Below are 22,479 nucleotides of genomic sequence, written 5' to 3'. Positions count from 1 at the left end.
GGACATGGGAATATGAGATTAAGCCGCACGGCCGCGGCGGCCATAGGCGGTTGCCTGATCCGCTATCAGGATTTGCCCTACACCGGACCTGCCCGGGCGCGGGCGACATTGGCGGGGCACACCATGCGGTGCATCGGCCGGTAACTGCCGGCGGCGCGACCGCGGCGCCCGATCCTCTCACCAGGCGAGCCGCACATGCAGGCAGGCCCCGCGTTCCGCGCACTTGCCCGACTGGATGCACTCGCGAACCGCGTCTACACCTCGCGCCTGAACCCGCTGTATCACAGCGGCTCGATCGCGATTGCCATGCTGCTCGTGCTCCTGGTGACGGGGATCTACCTGCTGGTGTTCTACCGGATCGGCGCACCCTACGAGTCGGTGCAGCGCATCAGCGAGCAGGCGTGGAGCGGACGGTGGATCCGGGGCCTGCACCGCTTTGCCTCCGACGTCGCAGTCCTCGCCGCTGCGGTTCACGGATTCCGGATGTACGCGCAGCGGCGCACGTGGGGGCCGCGAGCACTGGCATGGGTGAGCGGGCTGATCCTGCTCGGAATCGTGCTGATGTCCGGCTGGACGGGCTACGTGCTGGTGTGGGACGCACACGCGCAGATGCTTGCCGTGGAGGGCGCACGCCTGCTCGACGCGCTGCCGATCTTCAGTGAGCCGATCAGCAGGTCATTCTCCGGCGAGCGTGCCATACCGAACGCATTCTTCTTCCTGAACCTGTTCGCGCACATCGCACTGCCGATCGCGATGCTCGGGCTCGTCTGGGTTCACGTGGCGCGTGTGTCGCGGCCGGTCCTGCTGCCCGCGCGCCCGCTGCTGTGGGGCAGCATTGGGGCACTCACGCTGCTTGCTGTCGTCTGGCCGGTCCCGGATGTCCTGCCCGCCGACCTGTTGCAACAGCCGCGCAACGTCCCCGTCGACTGGTTCTTCGCTTTCTGGCTGCCACTGACGCAGGCGCTGCCTGCGTGGGCAGTGTGGCTGATCGGCGCCGTCGTGGTCGCATTGCTGGTGTCCGTGCCATGGATCGCGCGACACGCGGAAGCGGAGCCGGCGGTGCCTGCGGAGGTCAATGAGCGGACGTGTACCGGCTGCGAGCAGTGCGTGCACGACTGCCCGTACGATGCGATCGAGATGGTCGCCCGCAGCGATCATCGTGCTGGACTGGTTGCCCGCGTGAAGAGTGAGCTCTGCACGAGCTGTGGTGTCTGCATCGGGTCCTGTCCGCCGATGGCGATCGGTCCGGCCGTGACGGGGCGCGACCAGCTCGCCGATGTACGCCGGTTTCTCATGCGCGAGCAGCCCGGCAGCAGCGACGTGGTGATCGTCGGGTGCACGTGGAGCGCGGCGCGCCAGGAAGCGGAACAAGTCGGCGCCCGCTTCTTCCCGGTGCCCTGTGTTGGCGCAATGCACACGTCGACCGTGGAGACGCTGCTGCGCGGGGGTGCCGGTGGGGTGCTCGTCGTGGCGTGTGCCGAACATGACGGTCGCACGCGCGAGGGGGTGACGTGGGCAAAGGAGCGGATGAGCGCGGGCCGCAAGGCGGAGCTCAAGGAGCGCGTGGAGCGTGATCGCGTCTGCCTCGTGCAGGCGTCCTACGGTGAAGCTGCGCGGCTGCACGCGGCGGCGATCGCGTTTCGCGAGCAGGTGGCGGGCAGGGGTCTGGACACGGACGAGGACGTCGACATCGTCCGGCTCTGCCGCATGGCGGAGGGGGCACGGCGATGAGCGGGCGCGCGCGGACCAGGCTGGCGGTGGGGACACTGGTTACCGCTGTGATGCTGTTGTCGATCGGATGGCTGGCGCGCGCGCCGTACACACCGGAAGCGAGCGAACGTGCCCTGCTGCGCCTGTCCTGGCGGTTCCGTCCGGAGGCAGAGGAGGAATGCAGGCCGCGGACGCAGGCCGAGCTCGATGCGCTGCCGGTTCACATGCGCACGCCGGATGTGTGCGTGTCCGTGCCTGTCGTGTATCGCGTGATCCGGCAGATCGATGATGCGCGGGCGGACACCATACGCGTGCTGAGAGGCGGGCTGAAGCAGGACCGTCCCGTGTACGTGCTGCTCGATACCGCGCTGCCGCCCGCGACGTACCGGGTGCGCGTGGCGCTCACCCGGCAACGCCACGACGCGGCGGAGGCGATGGTGCTGGAACCGCTGGATGCGCTGCTTCGCATGCGGCCCGGAAGCATCGGCCTGGTGACGCTCGACAGCGACGGCGCGTTTGTCGTTCGTGGTCCCGCCGCGCGACCGTAGAGCGCGAGACGGGACGGCGGGACAGCCGCCCGACAGTCGAACGGGCGTTCAGCCGCGGCGCCTGCCGGCTCGCATCGCACGCGGCCCGAGAATGCGCTCGGCGTGCTCCAGGCCGCGCAGTCGGCGCGTGTGGCCGGAAAGCAGATCACTGCGCGTGATGACGCCCAGCACCTGCGCAGGCTGTTCGCGGCTGACCACCGCGAGTCGACCGACACCCTCCCGCACCATGTGATCGGCGGCCTCGCGCAGCGTACTGTCGAGGAAGATCACGACCGGCTGGCGCTTCACGACGTCGCGTACGAGAGTCGCGTCGGGCTCCGGGCCGAGCAGGTCGCGGCGCGTCACGACACCCACGAGGTACTCGTCGCCCGTGGTGACCGGAAAGCCCTGGTGGTGCGTGCCGCCCGCGCCGGACGCGAGCCATTGCCGGACGTAGCCGAGCGTCAGATCCGCGTCCAGCGTGATCAGGTCGTCCGACATCGCTTCGCGCACGCTCACCTGCGTCAGCGGATCGAGGGAGTAGTCGGTCGGTGCACTCGTGCCGCGCCGCGCGAGCTTCTCCGTCATGATCGAGTTGCGCATCAGCAGCAGCATCACGAGGTACGCTGCGCTGCAGCCGGCGAGGAGGGGCAGCAGGCCGAGCGGCTGGCGCGTCGTTTCGAACGCGAACACGATGGATGCGAGCAGCGCGTGTGAGGCGCCCGCGAAGATGGCCGCCATGCCGACCAGGCCGGCAACGGCCGGCTCGACGCCGAGCGCCGGCCACCACTGCTGTGCGGCTCCGCCCAGCGCGGCACCCAGTCCGCCACCGATGATGAACAGGGGGGCCAGCGTGCCCCCGGAGGTACCACTCCCCAGGTAGATCGACCAGGAAACGAACTTGAGGATCACGAACAGCAGCAGCGCCCCGCCGACGATCTCGCCCGAAAGGATCTGTTCGATCCAGACGTAACCGACGCTCAGGGTACGCACGTCGAAGTAGCCGATCACGCCTACGGCGACTGCGCCGATCGCGGGCCACCACATCCAGTGCACGGGCAGGCGCTCGAACGCGTCCTCGATCCAGTAGACGGCCCGTGTCACAGCCGCCGCGGCCACACCGATGATCGCGCCGAGCACGACGTACGCCGCGAGGGCTCCGCCGCCCGGCTGCGCGAAGGCGGGCACGTGGAACACCGGCTCCGGCCCGACCAGGATCATGCGGACACCGGTTGCCGCCGCGGCCGCGAGTGCAACGGGGATGATCGAGCGGGCACGGTACTCGAAGAGCAGCAGCTCGATCGCGAGCAGCACGGCCGAGACGGGGCTCCCGAACGTCGCGGCCATGCCTGCCGCGGCACCGGAGGCGAGCAGTGTCTTGCGCTCGTCCGCCGTGATGTGCAGCGCCTGTCCCAGCGACGACCCCAGGGCGCCGCCGGTCGCGATGATCGGACCCTCCGCCCCGAACGGGCCGCCGGTGCCGATCGCAATGGCCGCGGACAGCGGCTTCAGGAACATCAGGCGCAGGGGGATGCGGCTTTCGCCGTGCAGGACCTTCTCCATCACTTCGGGAATGCCGTGGCCCCGGATCGCCGACGAGCCGAAGCGGGCCATCACGCCGATGATGAGTGCGCCGAGCACGGGGGCAGCGATCACCCAGACCCCGAGCCGTTCGGTGGTCGGCGCGACCAGCGTCGTGTCGATGCGCTGAAAGAACACGAAGTTGCTGATCAGCCCGATCAGCCGCATCAGCGCTTCCGCGATGAAGCCCCCGGCAATTCCGATCAGGATCGCGATCCCGGCAATCCGCACCGTCCGGGCGCCAATGGCGGGCTCGTCGCGAGGGGCTCGCACCGATGCGAGCGCCGCGTCCATCGAGGGAGCAACGGCAAGGCTCCCGGTGCGCTCCTCGTGCGCTCCCGGATTCGGGTCGTGTCTGCGATCTGGCATGCGGAAACATAGGGAGGCATGCGGTCGTCAGAAACCGCATGTCGGGCTGATCTATTCCTGCCTCAGGGTATCGGCGGGGTCCACGGCGGCCGCGGAGGACGCCGGCACCGCGCTCGCGACCAGTGCCACCGCGCTGAAGCCGACCAGCGCGAGCATGTAGGTGACCGGATCGACCGGTGTGACCCCGAACATCCTGTGAGCCAGGACCCGCGAGAGCGCGTACCCTCCGGCGATGCCGGCAATGCCACCAGTGATCCCGAGGCGCAGCGACTGGCCGACCACGAGACGCACCACGCTTGCCGCGCGCGCGCCCAGGGCCATGCGAATGCCGATCTCGCGACGTCGCTGCGCCACCGACCACGCGACCACGCCGTACAGCCCGATCGCCGCAAGCAGCAGCGCGAGAGCGGCGAACACGGCAGTGACGCGCGCGAGGAGGCGCTCCTCGGCAATGCTGCGGCGAACGGCATCGCCGAGCGACTCCGCAACGAAGAACGGGATGCCCGGATCGAGATTCGCGACGACCTGCCCGATGCGTCGCTCCGCCTCTTCGAGCGGCAGCGTCGAGCGGACGAGCACGTGGCTCTGCGAGAGTGAGGACGAGCCGATGGGCAGGTATGCGGCAGGCAGTGGTCCCGCGCGTGGATGGCTGCGGATGTCGTCGACCACACCCCGTACGACCTGCTGCGTGGTGCCCGTGAAGCCGGCCACCTGCACGACCCGTCCGACCGGTCCTGCGTCGCCGAAGAGGCGCTCCGCGACCGTGCGGCTCAGCACGACGCCTGGCTGAGCGTCCAGCGCCAGGTCCTGCTCGGTCGTGGTGAAGCTGCGACCCAGCAGCACAGGGATCCCCACCGTCTCGAAATACGATGACGAGACCTCGTTGGTCGCCACCTGCACGGCCGCGCGATCGCTGCCCGGCACACTCAGCCGCGACATCATCCCTTCCGCCGCGCCCGGTGGGAACGTCGCGAGTGCGGCCTGCTGCAGCTGCGGCAACGCGCTGACTGCGGCGAGGAGACGAAGATTGAACGCACGTGCCTCCTCGACTCCGTACCCCTGCGGTGCGGGGGTCACGCCGAAGGCGAGGACCTCCGTTGCGTCGAAGCCGACATCGACACGCTCGAGGTTCCGCACCGTGCGCACGAGCATGAGTGCCCCGATGAGCAGCGTGATCGACGTCGCGACCTGCAGCAGGGTGAGCGCACCACGCAGCTCCGCGCCGGCGTGACTGCTCGCGCGGCCGAGCCGTCGCAGCCGGCCGGCCAGCGCCCTGCGCATGGACAACAGGCCCGGCAGCACGGTGAACAGCACGCCGGTCAGGAGTGCACTCGCGAATGCGAATGTGATGACGGAGGCGTCGATCGGGATGGACTCGATCGCAGGAAGATCGAGCAGCTGCTGTCCTTCCAGGCCGCGCTGCAGCAGCAGCGCGAACAGAATACCAACTGCGCCGCCGATCAGCGACAGCACGAGACCCTCGATGACGTGCTGCTGCACGAGTCGGCCCCTGGACGCGCCCAGTGCGGACCGCACCGCCGTCTCACCACGGCGCGTCACGCCGCGCGACAGCAGGAGGTTCGCCACGTTGGCGCAGGCCGTCACCAGCAGGACCAGCACGACGCCGAGCAGCAGGCGCAGGGTGCGGGTCGTGTGTGCCCGCGCGCCGACCTCGAGACCGATGCCCTCGTGCACATCGAGGGAGTACTCCGCGAGGTGGGCGTTCGCGTCCGGGTGGCTCCGTACGAACGAACGCATCACGCTGCGCAGCTGCTGCTGCGCCACCCCCGCGCTCGCGCCGGCAGACAGCCGCCCGACGAGCTCATCGGAGATCGACGTACGCCGATCGGATGCGTCGATCGGACGATGCCACATCCTGCCGTATGCAGCGACCGGCACCCACACGTCGGTCGCGCCGGTTCGCAGCGTGCCATGGAACCCCGCAGGTGCAACGCCGATGATCGTGTACGGGCTGGCGTTCAGCTCGATCGTTCGACCGACGACGTTTGTCGCACCGCTGAACCGGGAGCGCCACAGCCGATCGCTGATCATGACGACGTCGCCCGCGGCGTCCGCCGCCAGCTCCTGTTCGTTGAACCGGCGCCCGCGCTGCGGCGACACTCCGAGCACGCCGAAGTAATCGCCATCCACGATCGTCGCGACGACCTCGGACGGGCCCGCCGGCGTGGCGGACTGCATCGTTCGGGTCGAGTAGCCGGCCAGGCCCGCAAGGGCCGGGCTGCCCGCCCGCAGATCGGCGATGTTGGCGTGCGACAGCCCGGCAATCGTTCCGTTCGCGTCCACGAGCTGCACGACGATCAGCTCGGCGCTGTCGCGGACGCCGGGGATCGGGCGCAGCAGCAGCGAGCTGGCGAGTGCGAACACCGCCGTCGTGGCACCGACGCCGATGGCAAGGGTCAGTACCACGATTGCCGTGAAGCCGGGCGTGCGCTGCAGGCCACGCACGGCGATCCGCACATCGCGCCCGATGTTCTCGAGAAGGGCGCAGCCCCGAGCCTCGCGCGCCTCCTCGACAATGCGGTCATAGCCGCCAAACGACAGGTGCGCGCGCCTGCGTGCTTCCCGTGCGGAAATACCGGAGCGCTCGAGACGCTGTGCCTCCGCCTCCAGGTGAAACCGCAGCTCTTCCTCCAGCTCGCGATCCTCCGCGGACCCGGACAGCAGCGCTCGCAGCCGCGCTCCGAGCGCGCGCAGCACACTCATGCCCAGGCGCTCTCCAGCCGCGCGTTCAGAATCCGGTTCACCGCCTGGGACGAGCGCTCCCAGTCCCGCCGCTCCGCCTCGAGCTGCCGGCGCCCCGCCGCCGTCAGCGCATAGTAGCGCGCGCGCCGCCCGTTCTCAGTCACCCGCCACTCCGAGGTGAGCCACCCCTTCGCCTTCATCCGCTGCAGGGCAGGGTAGAGCGATCCCTGGTTCACCTGGAACACGTCCTTCGATAATTGCTGTATCTGCTGGCCGATGCCCCAGCCATGCATCGGCTGCACGGACAGTGTCTTCAACACGAGCAGCTCGAGCGTGCCCTGCAGCAGCTCACCGCGCCGTCCATCCATCGTCGCTCTCCTTTTGGTTGTCTACAGCAAGCTGGGTGGTGCTCTGTAGACTGTCAAGAGAACGGGGATGTCCCACGACCGGACATGCGATACCGCTGGAACGGGCTGTGCCAGCGAAGCAGCGAGCGTATGCGGCCGACGCGCAGTGGCGTCCGCCGCTGACGGCCGCAGCAGGCACGCCGAAGAAGGCGGTTGTCGAGACCATGAGCGTGCACCGCTACCCACGCATGCAGGGCGATGCCTCAGAACCCGGAGCGATCCATGCAACAGCAGAAGCAGAAGATGGGCATGAGCTGGGGACGGTTCGCGGCCATGATCGGCGTGTCCACGTTCATCATGTTCTTCCTCATGTACCAGCTCATCTATTCGCTCGATCACGCGACGTTCAGCGTCAATCGCCTGCTTGCCTCGCTCGTCATGGGGTGCGTGATGACCGTGGTGATGCTGGCGTTCATGTGGTCGATGTACGAAGGAGCTCGCCTCAAGGTCGGAGTCCTGGCAGGTGCCGCCGTGCTGGCTGTCGTACTGCTGCTGGCGAACAGGAGTCAGACGGTCGTCAACGACGTGCGTTTCATGAAGTCGATGATTCCGCATCATTCGATAGCGATCAACAACGCCCGGAAGGCGAGTATCAGCGATCCGCGTGTGCGGGAGCTTGCCGACGGGATCATCGAGTCGCAGGTCCGTGAGATCGCGCAGATGAAGTTGCTGCTGGAGGACATCGACCGGAGCGGCGAGCGAGGTGACACGGAGCTTCCAGCGCGACCGGCTGCGGTAACGCCGGAGATGGAGGACGAGATCCGGGAGGCGGTTCAGTAAACTCGGGGAGATTCTCCGGATCCCTCCCCGACGCAGCCGGGCGCGCACGGCGCTTCAGCGGCCGGCGCAACCCGGGCAGCATTGCCCCCGTGTGTGGCACGGAATCGATGGGGGAGGCCGATCTACCGGGGTGGGGCACCGCCGGTTAAATTCACCGGGTCGCTGCTCGGGTGGCGAAATGGCATACGCAGAGCACTCAAAATGCTCCGGGCTTCGGCCCATGTGGGTTCGAGTCCCACCCCGAGCACTGGAAGGCGGAATGCAGACGGCCGGGGCGTGTCCCCGGCCGTTTTCTATGGCTGTCGTCGGGTCAGCGGAAGACCGGTTGCAGCCATGCCTGCTGAATGCCCAGCGGCATCCCGGTCGTGGGATCCAGGTGAGGCTGCGATGACGTGACCTGCGCGCGCACGTAGCGCTCGTCTCCCTGGAACCGGTACTCGGCGACGGCTCCTTCCACCTCCGCCAGCACCTCACCCACGCGTTCGTCGTAGCGCATCGTGGTGCGCAGCGTGTCTCCGTCCGCATCGAGCACCGGCTCGCCGTCGAGCGGCACGTCTGTGCGCGTGCCGATGAAGCGTGTGCGGTAGGTCACTCCCGGCTCTGCGTCGATTTCGATGCGCATGCCCTCTGCATCATGTGACTCCGTGCGGATGGCAACGCCGGTGCTCGCGTAAAACCGACCGGCTTCCAGTGCATTCATGATCGAGTCGGGGTGCAGCAGGGCGGTGCGCACCATGACCCATCCCCGGCCGGTACGCGAGATCGTGTCGCCGTACTCGCGGTAATCGTGTGCGTCATCGGTTGCAACCGCGTAAAGCGGCGGGTCCCCCGCGGCGTGTCGCAGCGCGAGCGCGACATCCCAGATCTGTTCGCTGCTCGCGTGCAGCGAGTCGCCCGCGTTGTTGACGAGCAGATGACCGTTGTACACCTCGAACAGCCGGGCCTCAGGGACGGCGGCGATGTCCTCCGCTGTCCACGCCCAGGTGAAGTTCGGGTGGTTGACGATTGCAGCCATGGGGCGCCGGAGCCGTCGTTCCTGGGCTGCCACGGCGAGCACATTGCTGCGTATGCGTTCCGCGGCGGATTCGCCGCCCTGCGGCCTGATTGCGACTTCCGGATTGAGTGCGTTCACGTGTGTGCCCGCCGCGTCCGTGATCTCCTCGCCTTCGATCAGGAGGAATGCGCCCGGGCGCTCGAACCGCTCGCGGTATTCCTCCAGCAGGCGCAGGCGGACCAGGTGTCCGTTCGGCAGGGCGCGCTCCTCGACCCAGTCGACGCCGAAGCGGTCGCGGTATCCGGGCAGCGCCCTGCGTGCGGACGCGTTCCTCGGTGGCCAGCCGGCGTCCTCCGCCTCCACGTCGACCCAGCGTTCATCGCGCTGCAGCAGGTCGTGCTCGGTCAGGGAGAGGAAGTTGTACCCGTGGTCGTGGTACCACGCGACGATCATTTCGGGGAAATCAGTGCCGTCGCTCCAGAGCGAATGCGTGTGGAGGTTGCCCTTCCAGCCGATTGCCGGCGCCGCCGGGGTCCGCGGAGTGGCGGGCGCGGTCGCGCAGGCGGCAAGCAGGAGCAGGGCAGGGAGGGCGATGCGCCACAGCGCGGGCGGCGAGGGCGGCCGCCTGCGCTGCCGGGTATCGGCGCGCTGATCCGCGTTCCCGCGCTGTCGGCTCATCCCGCCTGTCGCGCCTGCAGGCCTGCGAGCACGTCGAGTGCGGCATTGAACGTCGCGCTCGGCCGCATCGCTGCTGCAGTACGTTCCGGATCGGGCATGTAGTATCCGCCGACGTCCTGCGGCGATCCCTGCGCACCGTTCAGCTCGTCGAGGATCCTGCCTTCGTTCTCCGTGAGCTCCGCCGCGAGGGGGCGGAAGCGCGCGGCCAGCGCTGGATCGCCGTCCTGTTCCGCGAGTGCGCGCGCCCAGTACAGTGCCAGGTAGAATGTGCTGCCGCGATTGTCGAGCTCGTTCACCGTGCGCGAAGGTTCGCGACCGTTCTGCAGGTACGCTGCCGTGGCCACGTCGAGTGTCGTCGCGAGTGCGCGGGCGCCGGTATTGCCGAACCGGTCGGCGAGGTGCTCGAAGGAGGCGGCAAGCGCCAGGTACTCCCCGAGCGAGTCCCACCGCAGGTGTCCTTCCTCGAGGAACTGCTGCACATGCTTCGGTGCGGAGCCACCCGCGCCCGTCTCGAACAGCCCTCCTCCATTCAGCAGCGGCACGATCGACAGCATGCGTGCACTCGTGCCGATCTCGAGGATGGGGAACAGGTCGGTCAGGTAGTCGCGCAGCACGTTTCCGGTCACCGAGATGGTGTCCTCTCCACGGCGGATACGCTCGAGCGAGTAGCGCATCGCCTCGGCTGGCTTCAGGATCTCGATCGTGAGTCCGGTGGTGTCCTGCTCTGCGAGGTACGCGTCCACCTTGCGGATGATCTGCGCGTCGTGGGCGCGCTCGCGGTCGAGCCAGAACACGGCGGGGCTGCCGGTCGCGCGGGCGCGCGCCACCGCCAGCTTCACCCAGTCGCGGACTGCGGCATCTTTCGTCTGGCACGCGCGCCAGATGTCACCGGCCTCCACCGTGTGCTCGACGAGCACGTCGCCATCTGCCGAGACGACGCGCACGATGCCGTTTCCACCGATCTCGAACGTCTTGTCATGCGAGCCGTACTCCTCCGCCTTCTGGGCCATCAGTCCGACGTTGGACACGCTGCCCATGGTCGCGGCATCGAACTGGCCATGTGCCTGACAGTCCTCGATGACGGCCTGGTAGATGCCCGCGTAGCTGGAGTCCGGGATCACGGCCTTGCAGTCCTGCAGCTCGCCGGCCGCGTTCCACATGCGTCCGCCGTCGCGGATCATCGGCGGCATGGAGGCGTCGATGATGATGTCGCTGGGGACGTGCAGGTTGGTGATGCCGCGCGCGGAATCGACCATGGCGAGCGGGGGACCTGCCTCGCAGGCGTTCCTGATGTCCCGTTCGATAGCGCTCCGCTGCGGCTCGGGCAGCTCCGCGACGCGGGCGAGGACGTCGCCCAGTCCGTTGTTGGCGTTGACGCCGATCTCTTCGAAGACATCGGCGTGCTTCTCGAACACATCCTCGAAGTATACGCGCACGGCGTGGCCGAAGATGATGGGGTCGGACACCTTCATCATCGTCGCCTTGAGGTGCAGCGAGAACAGCACTCCGCGTTCCTTTGCGTCTCGCACCTGCTCCTTCAGGAACTCCACCAGCCAGCGGCGGCTCATCACGGTGCAATCCAGTACCTCGCCGGGCTTCAACGCGAGACCGTCCTTGAGCACGCTGATCGTGCCGTCCGGCGCCACGTGCTCGATGCTCACCGTCGTCGCCTGATCGAAGGTGATCGACTCCTCGTTGCTGAAGAAATCGCCACTCTGCATCGTCGCGACGTGCGTTTGGGATGACGCGGGCCACGGCTTCATGCGTGCCGGGTTCGCACGCGCGAAGTCCTTCACCGCCTTCGGTGCACGCCGGTCGGAGTTGCCCTGGCGGAGCACCGGGTTGACTGCGCTGCCCTTCACGCGGTCGTAGCGGGCGCGGATGTCACGCTCCTCATCGGTGCCGGGCTCGTCCGGATAGTCCGGCAGCGGGAAGCCCTTCGCACGCAACTCACGGATGCACGCCTTGAGCTGAGGTACCGAAGCACTGATGTTCGGCAGCTTGATGATGTTGGCATCCGGCCGCTCGACGATGCGCCCGAGCTCGGCCAGGTCATCCGCGCGCTGCTGCGCCTCGGGCAGCAGGTCGGAGAACGCGGCGAGCACGCGGGCGGCAAGCGAGATGTCACGCGTCTCGACGGGTACGTCCGCAGCGCCGGCAAACGCGCGTACGACCGGAAGAAAGGAGTGTGTCGCGAGGAAGGGAGCCTCGTCGGTCCACGTGTAGATGATCGAAGGCGATGCGCGCATGAGCTCGAGGGGTACGGGTGAACGCCCGGCAGTCGACGCCCTGATTATAGGTCGATCCGGAGAATCGCGCTGTAAGGGTGTGCCCTACCCCAGGATGCCGAGCAGCATCGCGACCAGCACGAGGGCGCTCAGCAGCCGCGGCACGAAATGGCTTCGTCGCATGAGCAGGTGCACCGTGAGCACCGCACCGATCGGCGTGGCAAAGGCGTAGATCACGAGAAACGTGGCGACGGCCTCGCGCATCCAGAGTCCGAACAGGCTCATCGGGCCGAGCGCTGACAGCCCATCGGACGCGACTGCCTCGACCAGGTCGAGGACCAGGAAGAGCCCGGTGAGAACACCGCCGAGTTGCAGGTACAGCCTGACCTCCGCCCGGTCCCGCCGCCGGAACGGGGCCGAGATCGCGGCTGTCAAAGGCCGGAACAGGAGCGCGAGCGGTTTGCCCGGGCGGTTGTAGTAATAGAACAGCCGCAGACGGTGATTCCAGCGGATCAGCTCCTGTGTGATCGGGAGATCATCGAGCCTGCCGACACTGCCTCCCAGCGCCGTCAGGATGGCCAGCACGGCGATCGCTACGACCGCCTCGTAGACGCCAGCCGAGGCCGCGATCGAACCCAGCAGGATCCCCGTGACGAGAAGCACCAGGACGTCGCCGGTAAGGCGCATGCCGCTCCGGGCTGCGCCGGCGCTGCGCCATTGCTCGATCCACGCGGGCGGCTGCGCGAGCACGTCGCGGGATAGCGGCGGCATGAAGTCGAGGGCGCGGGGTGGTCGGCCGGCCGTGTGCCGCGCGTCCTGGTCGCTGTTGTACTCCGCGACCATGCGCCCAAGCAGGAACGCATCGACGACCCAGCCGAACACGAAGCCGCCGCCCGTGAGCATGTAGAGCAGAGCGGAGCCCGGCCGATCGAGGTAGAAGCGGTGCGCTCCGAACAGCCCCAGCGTCGCCCACAGCAGCCATGCCGCCCAGCGCTTGCGGTGCGGGTACTGGTAGAGATCCGCGAGCACGTCCGCCGCGAAATCCGCGTCGACGTGCCGGTTGGCGCTGATCCCGACTGACGGTGACTGGAACATGGCGGCTCGATGCGGGGACGTGTCGGACGCCTTCAAGGTGGGGTGTGCAGGGCGCCCGAACAAGCGGGCCCGGCACCGGCCGGGACTGACCCTCTCGTCGTATAGAATCCGTTCGGGCCGGTCGTCCAGGTCGTCGAACGGACCGCATGGAGCAGCGATCACGACCGGCACCGCGAACAGACCGGCCAGCAGCGTCGCGGCTCGCGCGAGTGTCCACTCCCGCCGTAAGTTGCCCACTCTACGTGCCTTTCCCGACAACCCTGGAGAGACAGATGCACCGTCAGTGCATGGCCGTGCGCTTCCTGTGCGCATTCCTGCTGCTGTTCGCTACATCTCCCGACGCGCGAGCCCAGCAGTCCCGCCGGATCTTCATCTCCGTCGACATGGAAGGAATCAGCGGCATTGGCACGAGCAATCTGACATCCGCAACGGGCAAGGATTACGCGACCGGACGTCGCCTGATGACCGACGAAGTGAATGCCGTGGTGTCCGCCATTCTGGCGACCGGGCCCGCGGAGATCGTGATCAACGACTCGCACGGCGACATGCAGAACCTGCTGCACACAGAGCTGGACCCGCGCACCACGTACATCCAGGGCGCTATCAAGCCGCTCGGGATGGTCGAGGGGCTGGATGCGACGTTCGACGCCGCCATCTTCCTGGGCTACCATGCCCGCGCTGGAACGCCGCGCGGCTTCCTGGCTCATACGGGGTCCGGTCGCGTCAAGGGACTCTGGATCAACGGCATCGAAGCAGGTGAAGGGGAGATGAACGCCGCATACGCGGGCTCTGTCGGCGTACCGGTCATCCTCGCCGCAGGTGACTCGGCATTCACGGCTCAGTTCACCGAGAACGTGCCGGCCGCGACGGTTGTCACCAAGACTGCCGTGACACCGCAGTCGGCCCGGCTGCGTCACCCGCGCCAGGTGCAGGATGAGCTGGCGACGACGACGCGGCGCGCACTCGCAACGCTGGAACGTGCCAGGCCTTGGGATGTGCGGGGCTCGATCGAAGTCCGGATCCGGTTCGACGAGGTTACGCGTCCGCAGATCCTGGAGGCCATACCGGGCGTGCGACAGGTCGATGGCTACACGGTTGAGTTCACAGCGCCCGACATGGGTGCTGCCTATCGCCTCATCCGACTGATGTACCGCTTCGTCACGATCTGACGGCGCGGGCGTGAGTTCTTCGGACTCACGGCGCGGAGGGCGTGGGAGGGCGTGGGAGGCGTGGGAGGCGTGGGAGGCGTGGGAGGACGCGCCGTGGGTCGGGGCAGGGAGCAGTGTCGCCGCGGGTCGTCTGCGACTGTTCGCGGAAAGTGTTGGCCCGAATCGGGCGAAACGACCCGACCTTGCGCTCACCATGTCGCTTCGGGCTCCCTGGATGCATCAAGTGGCCAGCAGAACATCCTGTCGAGGCGGAAGTCGGTCGTGCGATGCACATCGAGCATGTCGTGCCACAGGATGTAATTTGACAGGTATCTGCGTGTCACACCTCGAAACCGATGGACCCAGCGTCGCAACCGATGCAGGAGCCCGACGGCACCCTCGGTACTCAGCAGCAGCGTCACCGGGTTGCGCAGGGGGCTGCGTGCGCGATGCGCGGGAATGCCGAACTCCCTGGCAGCAACTCGTGCTTCCCTGAGTGGGCCGAGCTGTCCTATGATTCCCGTCGGCGCATGTGTCATCTCTTCCAGCAGCGCGGTCCACTCGACACGGCTGGGACGATCCTCTCCGACATATAGCGTGATCGAGCGGCCAGATCGGTCCCGCATACAGCATAGCCAGCTTCGTCGTCCCAGTGGATGGAGCATCGTTCGGCGAGGACGTCGCCGGGGGCGTCCACGAAATCTTGGGGCCGTATCCGCGCACAGGATCCAGCTTTCCGCCACCTCCAGCAGGCCCGTCATGACAACGGTCTCGAGCGGCTGCATTGCGTTGAGATACCTGTGGCGCCAGCGGAACGACGTGGTCAGGTGCACACCCACCGCGCTGGCGCTTGCACGCAACGTCATGCTCCGGGTCATGCAGTCGCGATAAGCAGGCAATCGATCGAGTCGTTTGCACCACGCTGCGGGTGTGCCGGTCAGGTCGCTGAACGTTCGCCGGCAGTCGTTGCAGCGGTACCGTTGCCGCTGCCGGAATGTGCCCCAGCGTACAATTTCCTGGGATCCGCAATGCACGCATCGGATGCCCTTGTTGAAGCGGGCGAGGCGGATCGCGGTCAGGACAGCTGCCGTCTGCGATTCTGAACTCGGATGTGGTGACATTCCAGACGGATTGGTGGGCAACCGGGGCGTCACCATGTCTGAATGAGCACCGGCGATCGTCCCAACATCTTGCGCGAACAGTCGAAGAGGGAGACCGGGGTGTGATGAGCGCGCTATCCGTACGCGTCGGGCGCACGCCGCCGTCGTCCCGCGTCGGGCGCGCGCCGCCGTCGTCCCGCGTCGGGCGCGCCGCCATCCGCACGCGCCGGCCCACGTCGCCGTCCGCCCGGCCTTTGCCGTCCGTAGACCGCCGTCCGGCCGCATCGATGTCAGCGATATCATCCGTCGTGCACCGCCGCTCCACCATTGCGTGCGCCCACTCCGCCACGGTCGCGAGCGCCCCTACTTGCGCGGCACTGCCGCTCGGGTTTACGATTCGGGTATGACGAACCGGTACTTCGCAGCCGCCCGCTACTATTATTTTGCGACCCCGCACACGGGTCGTGAATGGCGGCGTCTGCGCGCATAGCGCGACTGGTACCGGCATCGCACGAGCGGCCCGTGGAAGACTCCACGGGCCGCTTTCTTTTTTCCCGTGCGCTGCGGCGGCGGAGGGGGACCATGATCATCGTAACGCGGTCGGGTATCACAGAGGCAGAGCTGGATCACATCCGTGAGCGGGTGGAGTTGCTCGGGATGCAGACGCATGTGTCGCGCGGTGAACAGCGCACGATCATCGGCTGCATCGGAGACGAGACTCGGCTGCGCGAGATTTCGCTTCTGAGCCTGCCCGGGGTGGAGTCGGTCACCCCGGTGATGAAGCCGTACAAGCTGGCATCGCGCGAGTTCGCGGCAGGGCAGACGACCGTACGCGCTGGCGACGGAGCGCAGGCGGTGTTCGGGGGGAGCGGGTTAGCAGTGGTAGCCGGACCGTGCTCGGTGGAGTCCCACGAGATGCTGCGCACGACTGCTCACGCGGTGCGTGCCGCGGGTGCCGGGATGCTGCGGGGTGGAGCATTCAAGCCGCGGACATCGCCGTATGCGTTCCAGGGGCTGGGCGTGGAGGCGCTTCGACTACTGGCGGAGGTGCGCACGGAGACGGGGTTGCCTGTCGTGACGGAGGTCATGGATCCGCGGCAGGTGGAGCTCGTGGCGGAGCATGCGGATATGCTGCAGATCGGTGCGCGCAATATGCAGAACTTCTCGCTGCTCGCCGAGGTCGGCCGCGTGCAGCGGCCGGTGCTGCTGAAGCGGGGACTGTCCGCTACCGTGCATGAGCTGCTGATGGCGGCGGAGTACGTCATGGCGCAGGGTAACGCTGCAGTGGTGCTGTGTGAGCGGGGGATCCGCACGTTCGAGACGATGACGCGAAACACGCTCGATGTTGCCGCGATTCCCGTGCTCAAGGCGGAGACGCACCTTCCGGTGATCGTAGATCCGAGCCACGCCGGTGGTCGTGCATCGCTGGTGGCGCCGCTCGCATTTGCCGCGGTCGCAGCGGGCGCCGACGGGCTCATCGTGGAGGTGCACCCGGAGCCGGAGCTTGCGCTCTCCGACGGCGATCAGTCGCTTCATCCGGCGCAGTTCGCGCAGTTGATGGAGCAGTTGAAGCCATTCGCGGCGGCTGCGGGTCGTTCGCTGCACGCGCCGGAAGCTGCTGCAGCCGCATGAACACACCGGACGAATCCGCACCGGCCGCACTCGTTGCGCTGCGTCGTGAGCTGGAACAACTGGACGCCGAGCTCGTCCGACTGCTGGCCGAGCGGGAGCGACTCGCCCGCGCCATCGGTGCAGCGAAACGGGCGGCCGGGATTCCGACACTGGACCCCGCTCGGGAGGCGGCCGTCGTGCGTCGCGCGGCCGCGCTTGCCCGCGATCATGATCTCGACGAAGAGGACGTGCGAGCGGTGTTCTGGAAGCTGATCGCGAGCGCGAGGCGGGCGCAGCAGGGCGCTTGATGTCGGCGGATACGCAGGGGCAGGCAGAGCTCATCCGGGCCGCGGACATCGCCGACGCAGCATTCGTGGACGCGACGGTCGGGATCGTCGGCCTCGGCCTGATAGGCGGTTCGATCGCGCACGATCTCGCGGCCGCTGGCGTTCGAGTGCTCGCCCACGACAGAGACCCGCTGGCGCTCGAGCGAGGCCTGGCTGCCGGAGTGATCCAGGGCCCACTGGGCAGCCGTTTCGAGCGCCTCCCGGAGGTCGACGTACTGCTGATCGCGGTTCCGGTCGACGCGACACTGGAGGTGCTCGATGGAGTCGCGCAACTCGACCCGCAGTGTCTCGTGATGGATGTCGGCAGCACCAAGACGTCGATCGTCCGCGCCGCGGACGCGAGTGCGCTGGGGTCCCGCTTCGTCGGTGCCCACCCGCTCGCGGGGGACCACCGCTCCGGCCTGGCTGCTGCGGGGCAGGGCCTGTTCCGGGGTGCAACCGTGTACCTGTGCCCGGCAGCCGGTGTTGCCCCGACCCTCCGCGACCGGGCCTGGCATTTCTGGCAGCGCCTGGACGCGAAGCCGCAACTCATCGATGCAGAAGAGCACGACGCTCTGCTCGCCTGGACGAGCCACCTTCCGCAGGCGACCGCGAGTGCGCTTGCGCGGGCGCTGCTGGCCGCAGACATCGCCGGCGATCAGCTCGGGCCTGGCGGCCGCGACACGACGCGACTGGCGGCGAGTGATCCCGACATGTGGAGCGCCATCCTGCTGGACAATGCATCGAACGTCGGTGATGCGCTGGACCGCCTCACGCGAGAGATCGAGACTCTGCGGCAGCTCATTGCCTCCGGGGATCGAACTTTGCTGCATCGCTTTCTGGCGGAGGGCAGGGCGTTTCGGGTATGACGGGTGCAGAACCTGCACGCGCGTACGCCGATGGACGAACCCGCCCCTGCACGGCAGGTCAGAATGCGAATCACATCGCAAGCCTTCGAGGACGGCGCGGAGATCCCGATGCGCTTCACGTGTGACGGCGCGGATATCTCGCCGCCGCTCACGCTCGACGGAGTGCCGGAGAATGCGCGCACCCTCGTGCTGATCGTGGACGATCCGGATGCACCGGTGGGGACGTTCGTGCACTGGCTGCTGTGGAATCTGCCGACCGGCGTCGGCGAGCTTCCCGAGAACGTGCCGACGGACAGAACGCTCGAGTCGTTCGGGAACGCACGGCAGGGAACAACGGACTTCAAGCGGATCGGCTACGGCGGGCCCTGCCCACCGGATCGACGCCACACGTACCGCTTCATGCTCTACGCGCTGGACACCGAGCTCGATCTGGAGCCGGGCGCAACGCGCACGCAGCTCGAGAATGCGATGCAGGGACATGTGCTCGAGGAAGCACTCCTCCGCGGCACCTACGACCGCCCGCGCCGGTGAGCGCTGCCGCCAGCGCGACGCCGTTCCCGTAATCGCCGGTGAGCGCTGCCGCCCGCGCCGGTGAGCGCTGCCGCCAGCGCGACGCGGCCATCACTCATCCGCTCGCGGCGCCCGCCGGCCGCACCGCACGGCCCGGGTACGCACCGGTGTACTCCCCCTCGCGCAGGACGAACGTGCCGTTGACGATCACGTGCCGGATGCCGGTCGCGTACTGCTTCGGCGCCTCGAAGGTTGCGCGATCGATGATGGCTGCAGGGTCGAATGCGACGAGGTCCGCGGCCATCCCGGGCTGAATCGTTCCGCGGTCGGTGACGCCGATTCTGCGGGCCGGCATCATCGTGATCTTGTGAATCGCCGTTTCCATCGGCATGAGCCGCTCATCCCGAACGTAATGGCCCAGCACGCGCGGGAACGTGCCGAAGTTGCGCGGATGCGGTGAGCTGCTGGTGTCGACGGTGTATGCGCCGCCGTCGGAGCAGATCATCGCCAGTGGATGCACGAGGAACTTGCGCACGTTCTCTTCGCTCATGCCGAAGCCGACCATGCCGCCGCCGCCGGACAGCAGGATTTCCACGAGCAGGTCGTACGGGTCGACGCCGCGCTGGGCCGCGAGTGTCCCCAGTCGCTTGCCGCGGGCGAACGCGTACTCCTCCGAACCGGTGGACGTGACCTGCACCGAGTCCCAGGAGCCCAGGCTCTCGACCTTGGCGAGCACTGCCTGCCGGAGCGCAGCGGATCGTTGCGGGTCGCGCAGTCGCCCGCGGAACGCCTCCGTGCCGCCGTCGAGCGCGTCGATCGGGAACAGGTTCGAAAGTCCGGTGCTGTAAGCGACATAGGGGTAGACGTCGAACATGACGTCGATCCCGGCGTCACGTGCATCCTCGATCAGCCGGAGCGCGAGGTCCGCCTTCCACCAGTTCCGCTGCCCCTGTGCCTTGAGGTGGGAGATCTGCACCGGCACGCCAGCGCCCTGGCCGACGCGGATCGCTTCCTCCATCGCCGCGAGCAGCCGGTCGTCCTCGTTGCGCATGTGACTCGCATATGGCAGTCCCGTGCCGCGCAGCGCTCCGGCCAGGGCGATCAGCTCGTCCGTGGATGCAAAGCCGCCCGGGGTGTACTCCAGGCCGGAGGACATGCCGCATGCGCCGCCCGCGATCGCGTCCGCGACCAGGGTGCGCATCCGTGCGATTTCATCCGGCGTCGCCGGCCGGTCATCCTCACCCACGACGAAGCCGCGCACACTGCCGGTGCCGATCATGCTGGCGATATTGAGCGCCGCGCCCTGGCGGTCCACCTGGGCCAGGAATCCTGCGACGTCGCGGAACTGCAGGTCGACGCCGTCGCGCCGATAGCGCTCCCGCGCCGCCTCGAATTCCTCATCGGTCCACAGTCCGACCGAGCTGCCGTCCTGCCCTGCGACTTCCGTGGTGACGCCCTGGAGCAGCTTGCTTTCGGCTCGCGGGTTCGCGAGCACCTGCGTGCTCGTATGGGAGTGGATATCCACGAACCCCGGCGCCAGGGCGAGACCGGCCAGGCGCACCTCCTCTGCGCCCGACGCGGCCAGGCGGGACCCGACCTCTCGGATCCGACCGTCCGCGACCAGCACGTCCGCCTCGAAGGGCGACGCCCCGGTACCGTCGTACACGATGGCGCCGCGCAGCAGGAGCGCGGCCTGAGCCGGGCCCGCTGCCGCGGCGTGGACCGCTGTGGGACCGAGCGCGGCAGCACCGAGGGCGGCGCCGGTGTGGCGGAGGAAGGTACGTCGCTTCATAATGAGCGTTTCACGAGAGTTGCATGTGTGGCCGGCTGCAGCGGCGGGCCACCTGGACGAGGATGCCAATGTCAGCAACGACCGGAATCGATACACCCCGCGGCCCCTCCGCGGCAACCGTACGCGAGAAGATCCGCGTCGTCATCGTGGAAGCGCATGGCGACTTTGCACGTCTCATTGCGGACCGGGTGGCCGAGCTGATCCGCGAACGGAACGGCCGCGGCGAGCCGACGGTGCTGGGGCTGCCGACCGGCAGCACGCCCATCGAGATCTACCGCGAGCTGATCCGGATGCACCAGGAGGAAGGGCTCGACTTCTCGAACGTCGTGACCTTCAACCTGGACGAGTACTACCCGATGAAGCCGGACAGCATCCACAGCTTCCGGCGCTACATGGAAGAAAACCTGTTCGACGGCGTGAACATCAGGCCGGAGAACATCCACTTCCCACGCGGTGATGTACCGCGCGAGGAGGTGGAGGCCGAGGCCGCCCGCTACGAGCAGGCGATCCGTGACGCCGGCGGTATCGACTTCCAGATCCTGGGCATCGGCAAGACCGGCCATATCGGATTCAACGAGCCGGGCTCCGGCTTCGAGAGCAGGACACGCGTGATCGCGCTCGACACCCTGACCCGCCGCGACGCAGCTCCTGACTTCTTCGGCGAGCACAACGTGCCGCTCGAGGCGGTCACGATGGGCGTCGCGACGATCATGGAGGCCAAGGAGATCGCGATCCTCGCGACGGGCGAGCACAAGGCAGCCATCGTGAAGCGCGCGGTCGAGGGGCAGATCTCACCGGACGTCGCGGCGACATACCTGCAGAAGCACCCGAATGCGACGTTCTATCTCGACCGTGCCGCGGCGGCCGAGCTGACCCGCATCGCCACGCCGTGGGTCGTCAGTGAGGTGAGCTGGGATCGCGAGCTGGAGATCCGCGCGCTCATCTGGCTGAGCGAGACGACGGGCAAATCGCTGCTCAAGCTGGACGCGCTGGATTACCGGGAGCACCACCTCAGCTCACTGCTGTCGCGCTACGGCGAGCCCGGGCCGCTGAACGGCGAGGTGTTCAACGCGCTGCTCGCGAAGGTCCGAGGCAAGAGCCGGCTGCCGCACAACGAGCGCATCGTCGTCTTCAGCCCCCACCCCGACGATGACGTGATCTCGATGGGCGGGATGCTGAACAAGCTGCACGAGAATGGCAACGACATCATCGTCGCGTACCAGACGTCGGGCAACATCGCGGTGTTCGACCACGAGGTGCGACGCTACCTCGATTTCCTGCGCCGCGTGGATCGAGACTTCGATCTGCACGACACCGAGATGCTGAAGCTGACCGACGAGATCGAGCGCTGGTTTGCGCAGCGCAAGCCGGGCGAGATCGATCCGCCCGCGCTGCAGGCGATCAAGAAGTCGATCCGCGAGGCGGAAGCCGTTTCCGGCATCGAGACGTTCGGCATGTCGCGGGAGCAGGCCCGTTTCCTCAACCTGCCGTTCTACCAGACAGGCAAGGTCAAGAAGGATCCGATCAAGCCGGAGGACGTCCGCATCGTGCTGGATCTGCTCGAGGAGCACCGACCGACGCACGTGTTCGCCGCCGGCGACCTGTCCGACCCGCACGGCACGCACCGCATGTGCCTGGAGGCGGTGCACGCGGCGCTCGAGCAGTACTCGGGCGAGGCGCCGACGATCTGGTATTACCGGGGCGCGTGGCAGGAGTGGTCGGTGGGCGAGTCGGATATCCTGGTGCCGCTCTCGCAGGACGAGCTGAAGCTCAAGATCCTCGCGATCTTCAAGCACCAGAGCCAGAAGGATCGTGCACCCTTCCCGGGGCACGACGACCGCGAGTTCTGGCAGCGTGTGCAGGAGCGGAACACGGCGACAGCGGCGTACGTCGACCAGCTCGGGCTGCCCGAGTACTACGCGATGGAGAGCTACGTCGTGCGTCGCAACGGACAGCCGCTCGAGTCGCGCACGATCAGCACGGCGGACCTTGCCACGCCACCGGGAATGCGCCGCGCATCGGATCGCCCGTCCGTTCGGGCATGATCCATC

At 67.7% G+C, this 22,479-nt stretch carries 17 protein-coding genes and 1 tRNA gene; 10 read left to right on the top strand and 8 right to left on the bottom strand.

The window, feature by feature from the left end; translation table 11 throughout:
* Nucleotides 1-195 precede the first annotated feature (195 nt).
* Both VFU06_08910 and VFU06_08905 read left to right on the top strand, forming a co-directional pair.
* Nucleotides 196-1,731 carry a hydrogenase iron-sulfur subunit gene (locus VFU06_08910; GenBank protein HEU5209517.1) on the top strand — a complete coding sequence of 512 codons (1,536 nt, stop codon included), beginning with the start codon at nucleotides 196-198 and terminating at the stop codon, nucleotides 1,729-1,731.
* Nucleotides 1,728-2,258, top strand: coding sequence for a hypothetical protein (locus tag VFU06_08905; GenBank protein ID HEU5209516.1), 531 nt, complete (start codon nucleotides 1,728-1,730; stop codon nucleotides 2,256-2,258). Before VFU06_08910 ends, VFU06_08905 begins: the two co-directional genes overlap by 4 nt.
* Before the next feature lie 48 nt (nucleotides 2,259-2,306).
* On the opposite strand, the gene VFU06_08900 is transcribed toward VFU06_08905, so the two are convergent.
* The 3 genes from VFU06_08900 to VFU06_08890 are packed head-to-tail and all read right to left on the bottom strand — an operon-like array spanning nucleotide 2,307 to nucleotide 7,258.
* The gene (locus VFU06_08900) at nucleotides 2,307-4,187 is read right to left on the bottom strand and encodes a chloride channel protein (GenBank protein ID HEU5209515.1); all 1,881 of its coding nucleotides are present in this window, start codon (nucleotides 4,185-4,187) and stop codon (nucleotides 2,307-2,309) included.
* A 51-nt stretch (nucleotides 4,188-4,238) separates the two neighbouring features.
* Complete coding sequence (locus tag VFU06_08895) at nucleotides 4,239-6,911, bottom strand: ADOP family duplicated permease (protein ID HEU5209514.1); 2,673 nt, start codon at nucleotides 6,909-6,911, stop codon at nucleotides 4,239-4,241.
* The gene (locus VFU06_08890; GenBank protein HEU5209513.1) at nucleotides 6,908-7,258 is read right to left on the bottom strand and encodes a PadR family transcriptional regulator; all 351 of its coding nucleotides are present in this window, start codon (nucleotides 7,256-7,258) and stop codon (nucleotides 6,908-6,910) included. Before VFU06_08890 ends, VFU06_08895 begins: the two co-directional genes overlap by 4 nt.
* A 261-nt stretch (nucleotides 7,259-7,519) precedes the next feature.
* Here VFU06_08890 and VFU06_08885 point away from each other — a divergent pair, with 261 nt between their 5' ends.
* Together VFU06_08885 and VFU06_08880 are read left to right on the top strand one after the other, a co-directional pair.
* Complete coding sequence (locus VFU06_08885; GenBank protein ID HEU5209512.1) at nucleotides 7,520-8,077, top strand: DUF305 domain-containing protein; 558 nt, start codon at nucleotides 7,520-7,522, stop codon at nucleotides 8,075-8,077.
* A 164-nt stretch (nucleotides 8,078-8,241) separates the two neighbouring features.
* Nucleotides 8,242-8,324: transfer RNA gene (locus tag VFU06_08880), tRNA-Leu, on the top strand.
* A gap of 63 nt (nucleotides 8,325-8,387) precedes the next feature.
* On the opposite strand, the gene VFU06_08875 is transcribed toward VFU06_08880, so the two are convergent.
* From VFU06_08875 to VFU06_08865, 3 genes are all read right to left on the bottom strand, one after another.
* A complete protein-coding gene (locus VFU06_08875; GenBank protein ID HEU5209511.1) occupies nucleotides 8,388-9,749 on the bottom strand; it encodes a hypothetical protein in 1,362 nt (453 codons plus the stop codon).
* Nucleotides 9,746-11,998, bottom strand: a complete 2,253-nt coding sequence (locus tag VFU06_08870) for an NADP-dependent isocitrate dehydrogenase (GenBank protein ID HEU5209510.1) — start codon at nucleotides 11,996-11,998, stop codon at nucleotides 9,746-9,748. The genes VFU06_08875 and VFU06_08870 overlap by 4 nt, the downstream gene beginning before the upstream one ends.
* 84 nt (nucleotides 11,999-12,082) lie before the next feature.
* Complete coding sequence (locus tag VFU06_08865; GenBank protein HEU5209509.1) at nucleotides 12,083-13,072, bottom strand: TM2 domain-containing protein; 990 nt, start codon at nucleotides 13,070-13,072, stop codon at nucleotides 12,083-12,085.
* A 272-nt stretch (nucleotides 13,073-13,344) separates the two neighbouring features.
* Between VFU06_08865 and VFU06_08860 the strand changes: the two genes are divergently transcribed.
* On the top strand, nucleotides 13,345-14,241 hold the full coding sequence (locus tag VFU06_08860; protein HEU5209508.1) for a M55 family metallopeptidase: 897 nt from the start codon (nucleotides 13,345-13,347) through the stop codon (nucleotides 14,239-14,241).
* 188 nt (nucleotides 14,242-14,429) lie between these two features.
* Here VFU06_08860 and VFU06_08855 read toward each other — a convergent pair whose 3' ends face one another.
* Nucleotides 14,430-15,362, bottom strand: a complete 933-nt coding sequence (locus VFU06_08855; protein ID HEU5209507.1) for a transposase — start codon at nucleotides 15,360-15,362, stop codon at nucleotides 14,430-14,432.
* 540 nt (nucleotides 15,363-15,902) lie between these two features.
* Here VFU06_08855 and aroF point away from each other — a divergent pair.
* The 4 genes from aroF (at nucleotide 15,903) to VFU06_08835 (ending at nucleotide 18,657) form a co-directional block, all read left to right on the top strand.
* A complete protein-coding gene (gene aroF, locus VFU06_08850) occupies nucleotides 15,903-16,952 on the top strand; it encodes a 3-deoxy-7-phosphoheptulonate synthase (protein HEU5209506.1) in 1,050 nt (349 codons plus the stop codon).
* Nucleotides 16,949-17,239 (top strand): chorismate mutase, encoded by a 291-nt coding sequence (locus tag VFU06_08845; protein ID HEU5209505.1) that lies wholly within the window; start codon nucleotides 16,949-16,951, stop codon nucleotides 17,237-17,239. The genes aroF and VFU06_08845 overlap by 4 nt, the downstream gene beginning before the upstream one ends.
* Nucleotides 17,239-18,126, top strand: a complete 888-nt coding sequence (locus tag VFU06_08840; protein ID HEU5209504.1) for a prephenate dehydrogenase/arogenate dehydrogenase family protein — start codon at nucleotides 17,239-17,241, stop codon at nucleotides 18,124-18,126. Before VFU06_08845 ends, VFU06_08840 begins: the two co-directional genes overlap by 1 nt.
* Nucleotides 18,127-18,189: 63 nt before the next feature.
* Complete coding sequence (locus tag VFU06_08835; protein ID HEU5209503.1) at nucleotides 18,190-18,657, top strand: YbhB/YbcL family Raf kinase inhibitor-like protein; 468 nt, start codon at nucleotides 18,190-18,192, stop codon at nucleotides 18,655-18,657.
* A 94-nt stretch (nucleotides 18,658-18,751) separates the two neighbouring features.
* Here VFU06_08835 and VFU06_08830 read toward each other — a convergent pair whose 3' ends face one another.
* Nucleotides 18,752-20,428, bottom strand: coding sequence for a D-aminoacylase (locus tag VFU06_08830; GenBank protein ID HEU5209502.1), 1,677 nt, complete (start codon nucleotides 20,426-20,428; stop codon nucleotides 18,752-18,754).
* A 68-nt stretch (nucleotides 20,429-20,496) separates the two neighbouring features.
* On the opposite strand from VFU06_08830, the gene nagB reads away from it, so the two are divergent.
* Nucleotides 20,497-22,473 (top strand): glucosamine-6-phosphate deaminase, encoded by a 1,977-nt coding sequence (gene nagB, locus VFU06_08825; protein ID HEU5209501.1) that lies wholly within the window; start codon nucleotides 20,497-20,499, stop codon nucleotides 22,471-22,473.
* Nucleotides 22,474-22,479: the final 6 nt, after the last annotated feature.

This window comes from Longimicrobiales bacterium (assembly GCA_035764935.1).
Taxonomy (GTDB): domain Bacteria; phylum Gemmatimonadota; class Gemmatimonadetes; order Longimicrobiales; family RSA9; genus DASTYK01.
This window is presented reverse-complemented; position numbering and strand designations above follow the sequence as displayed.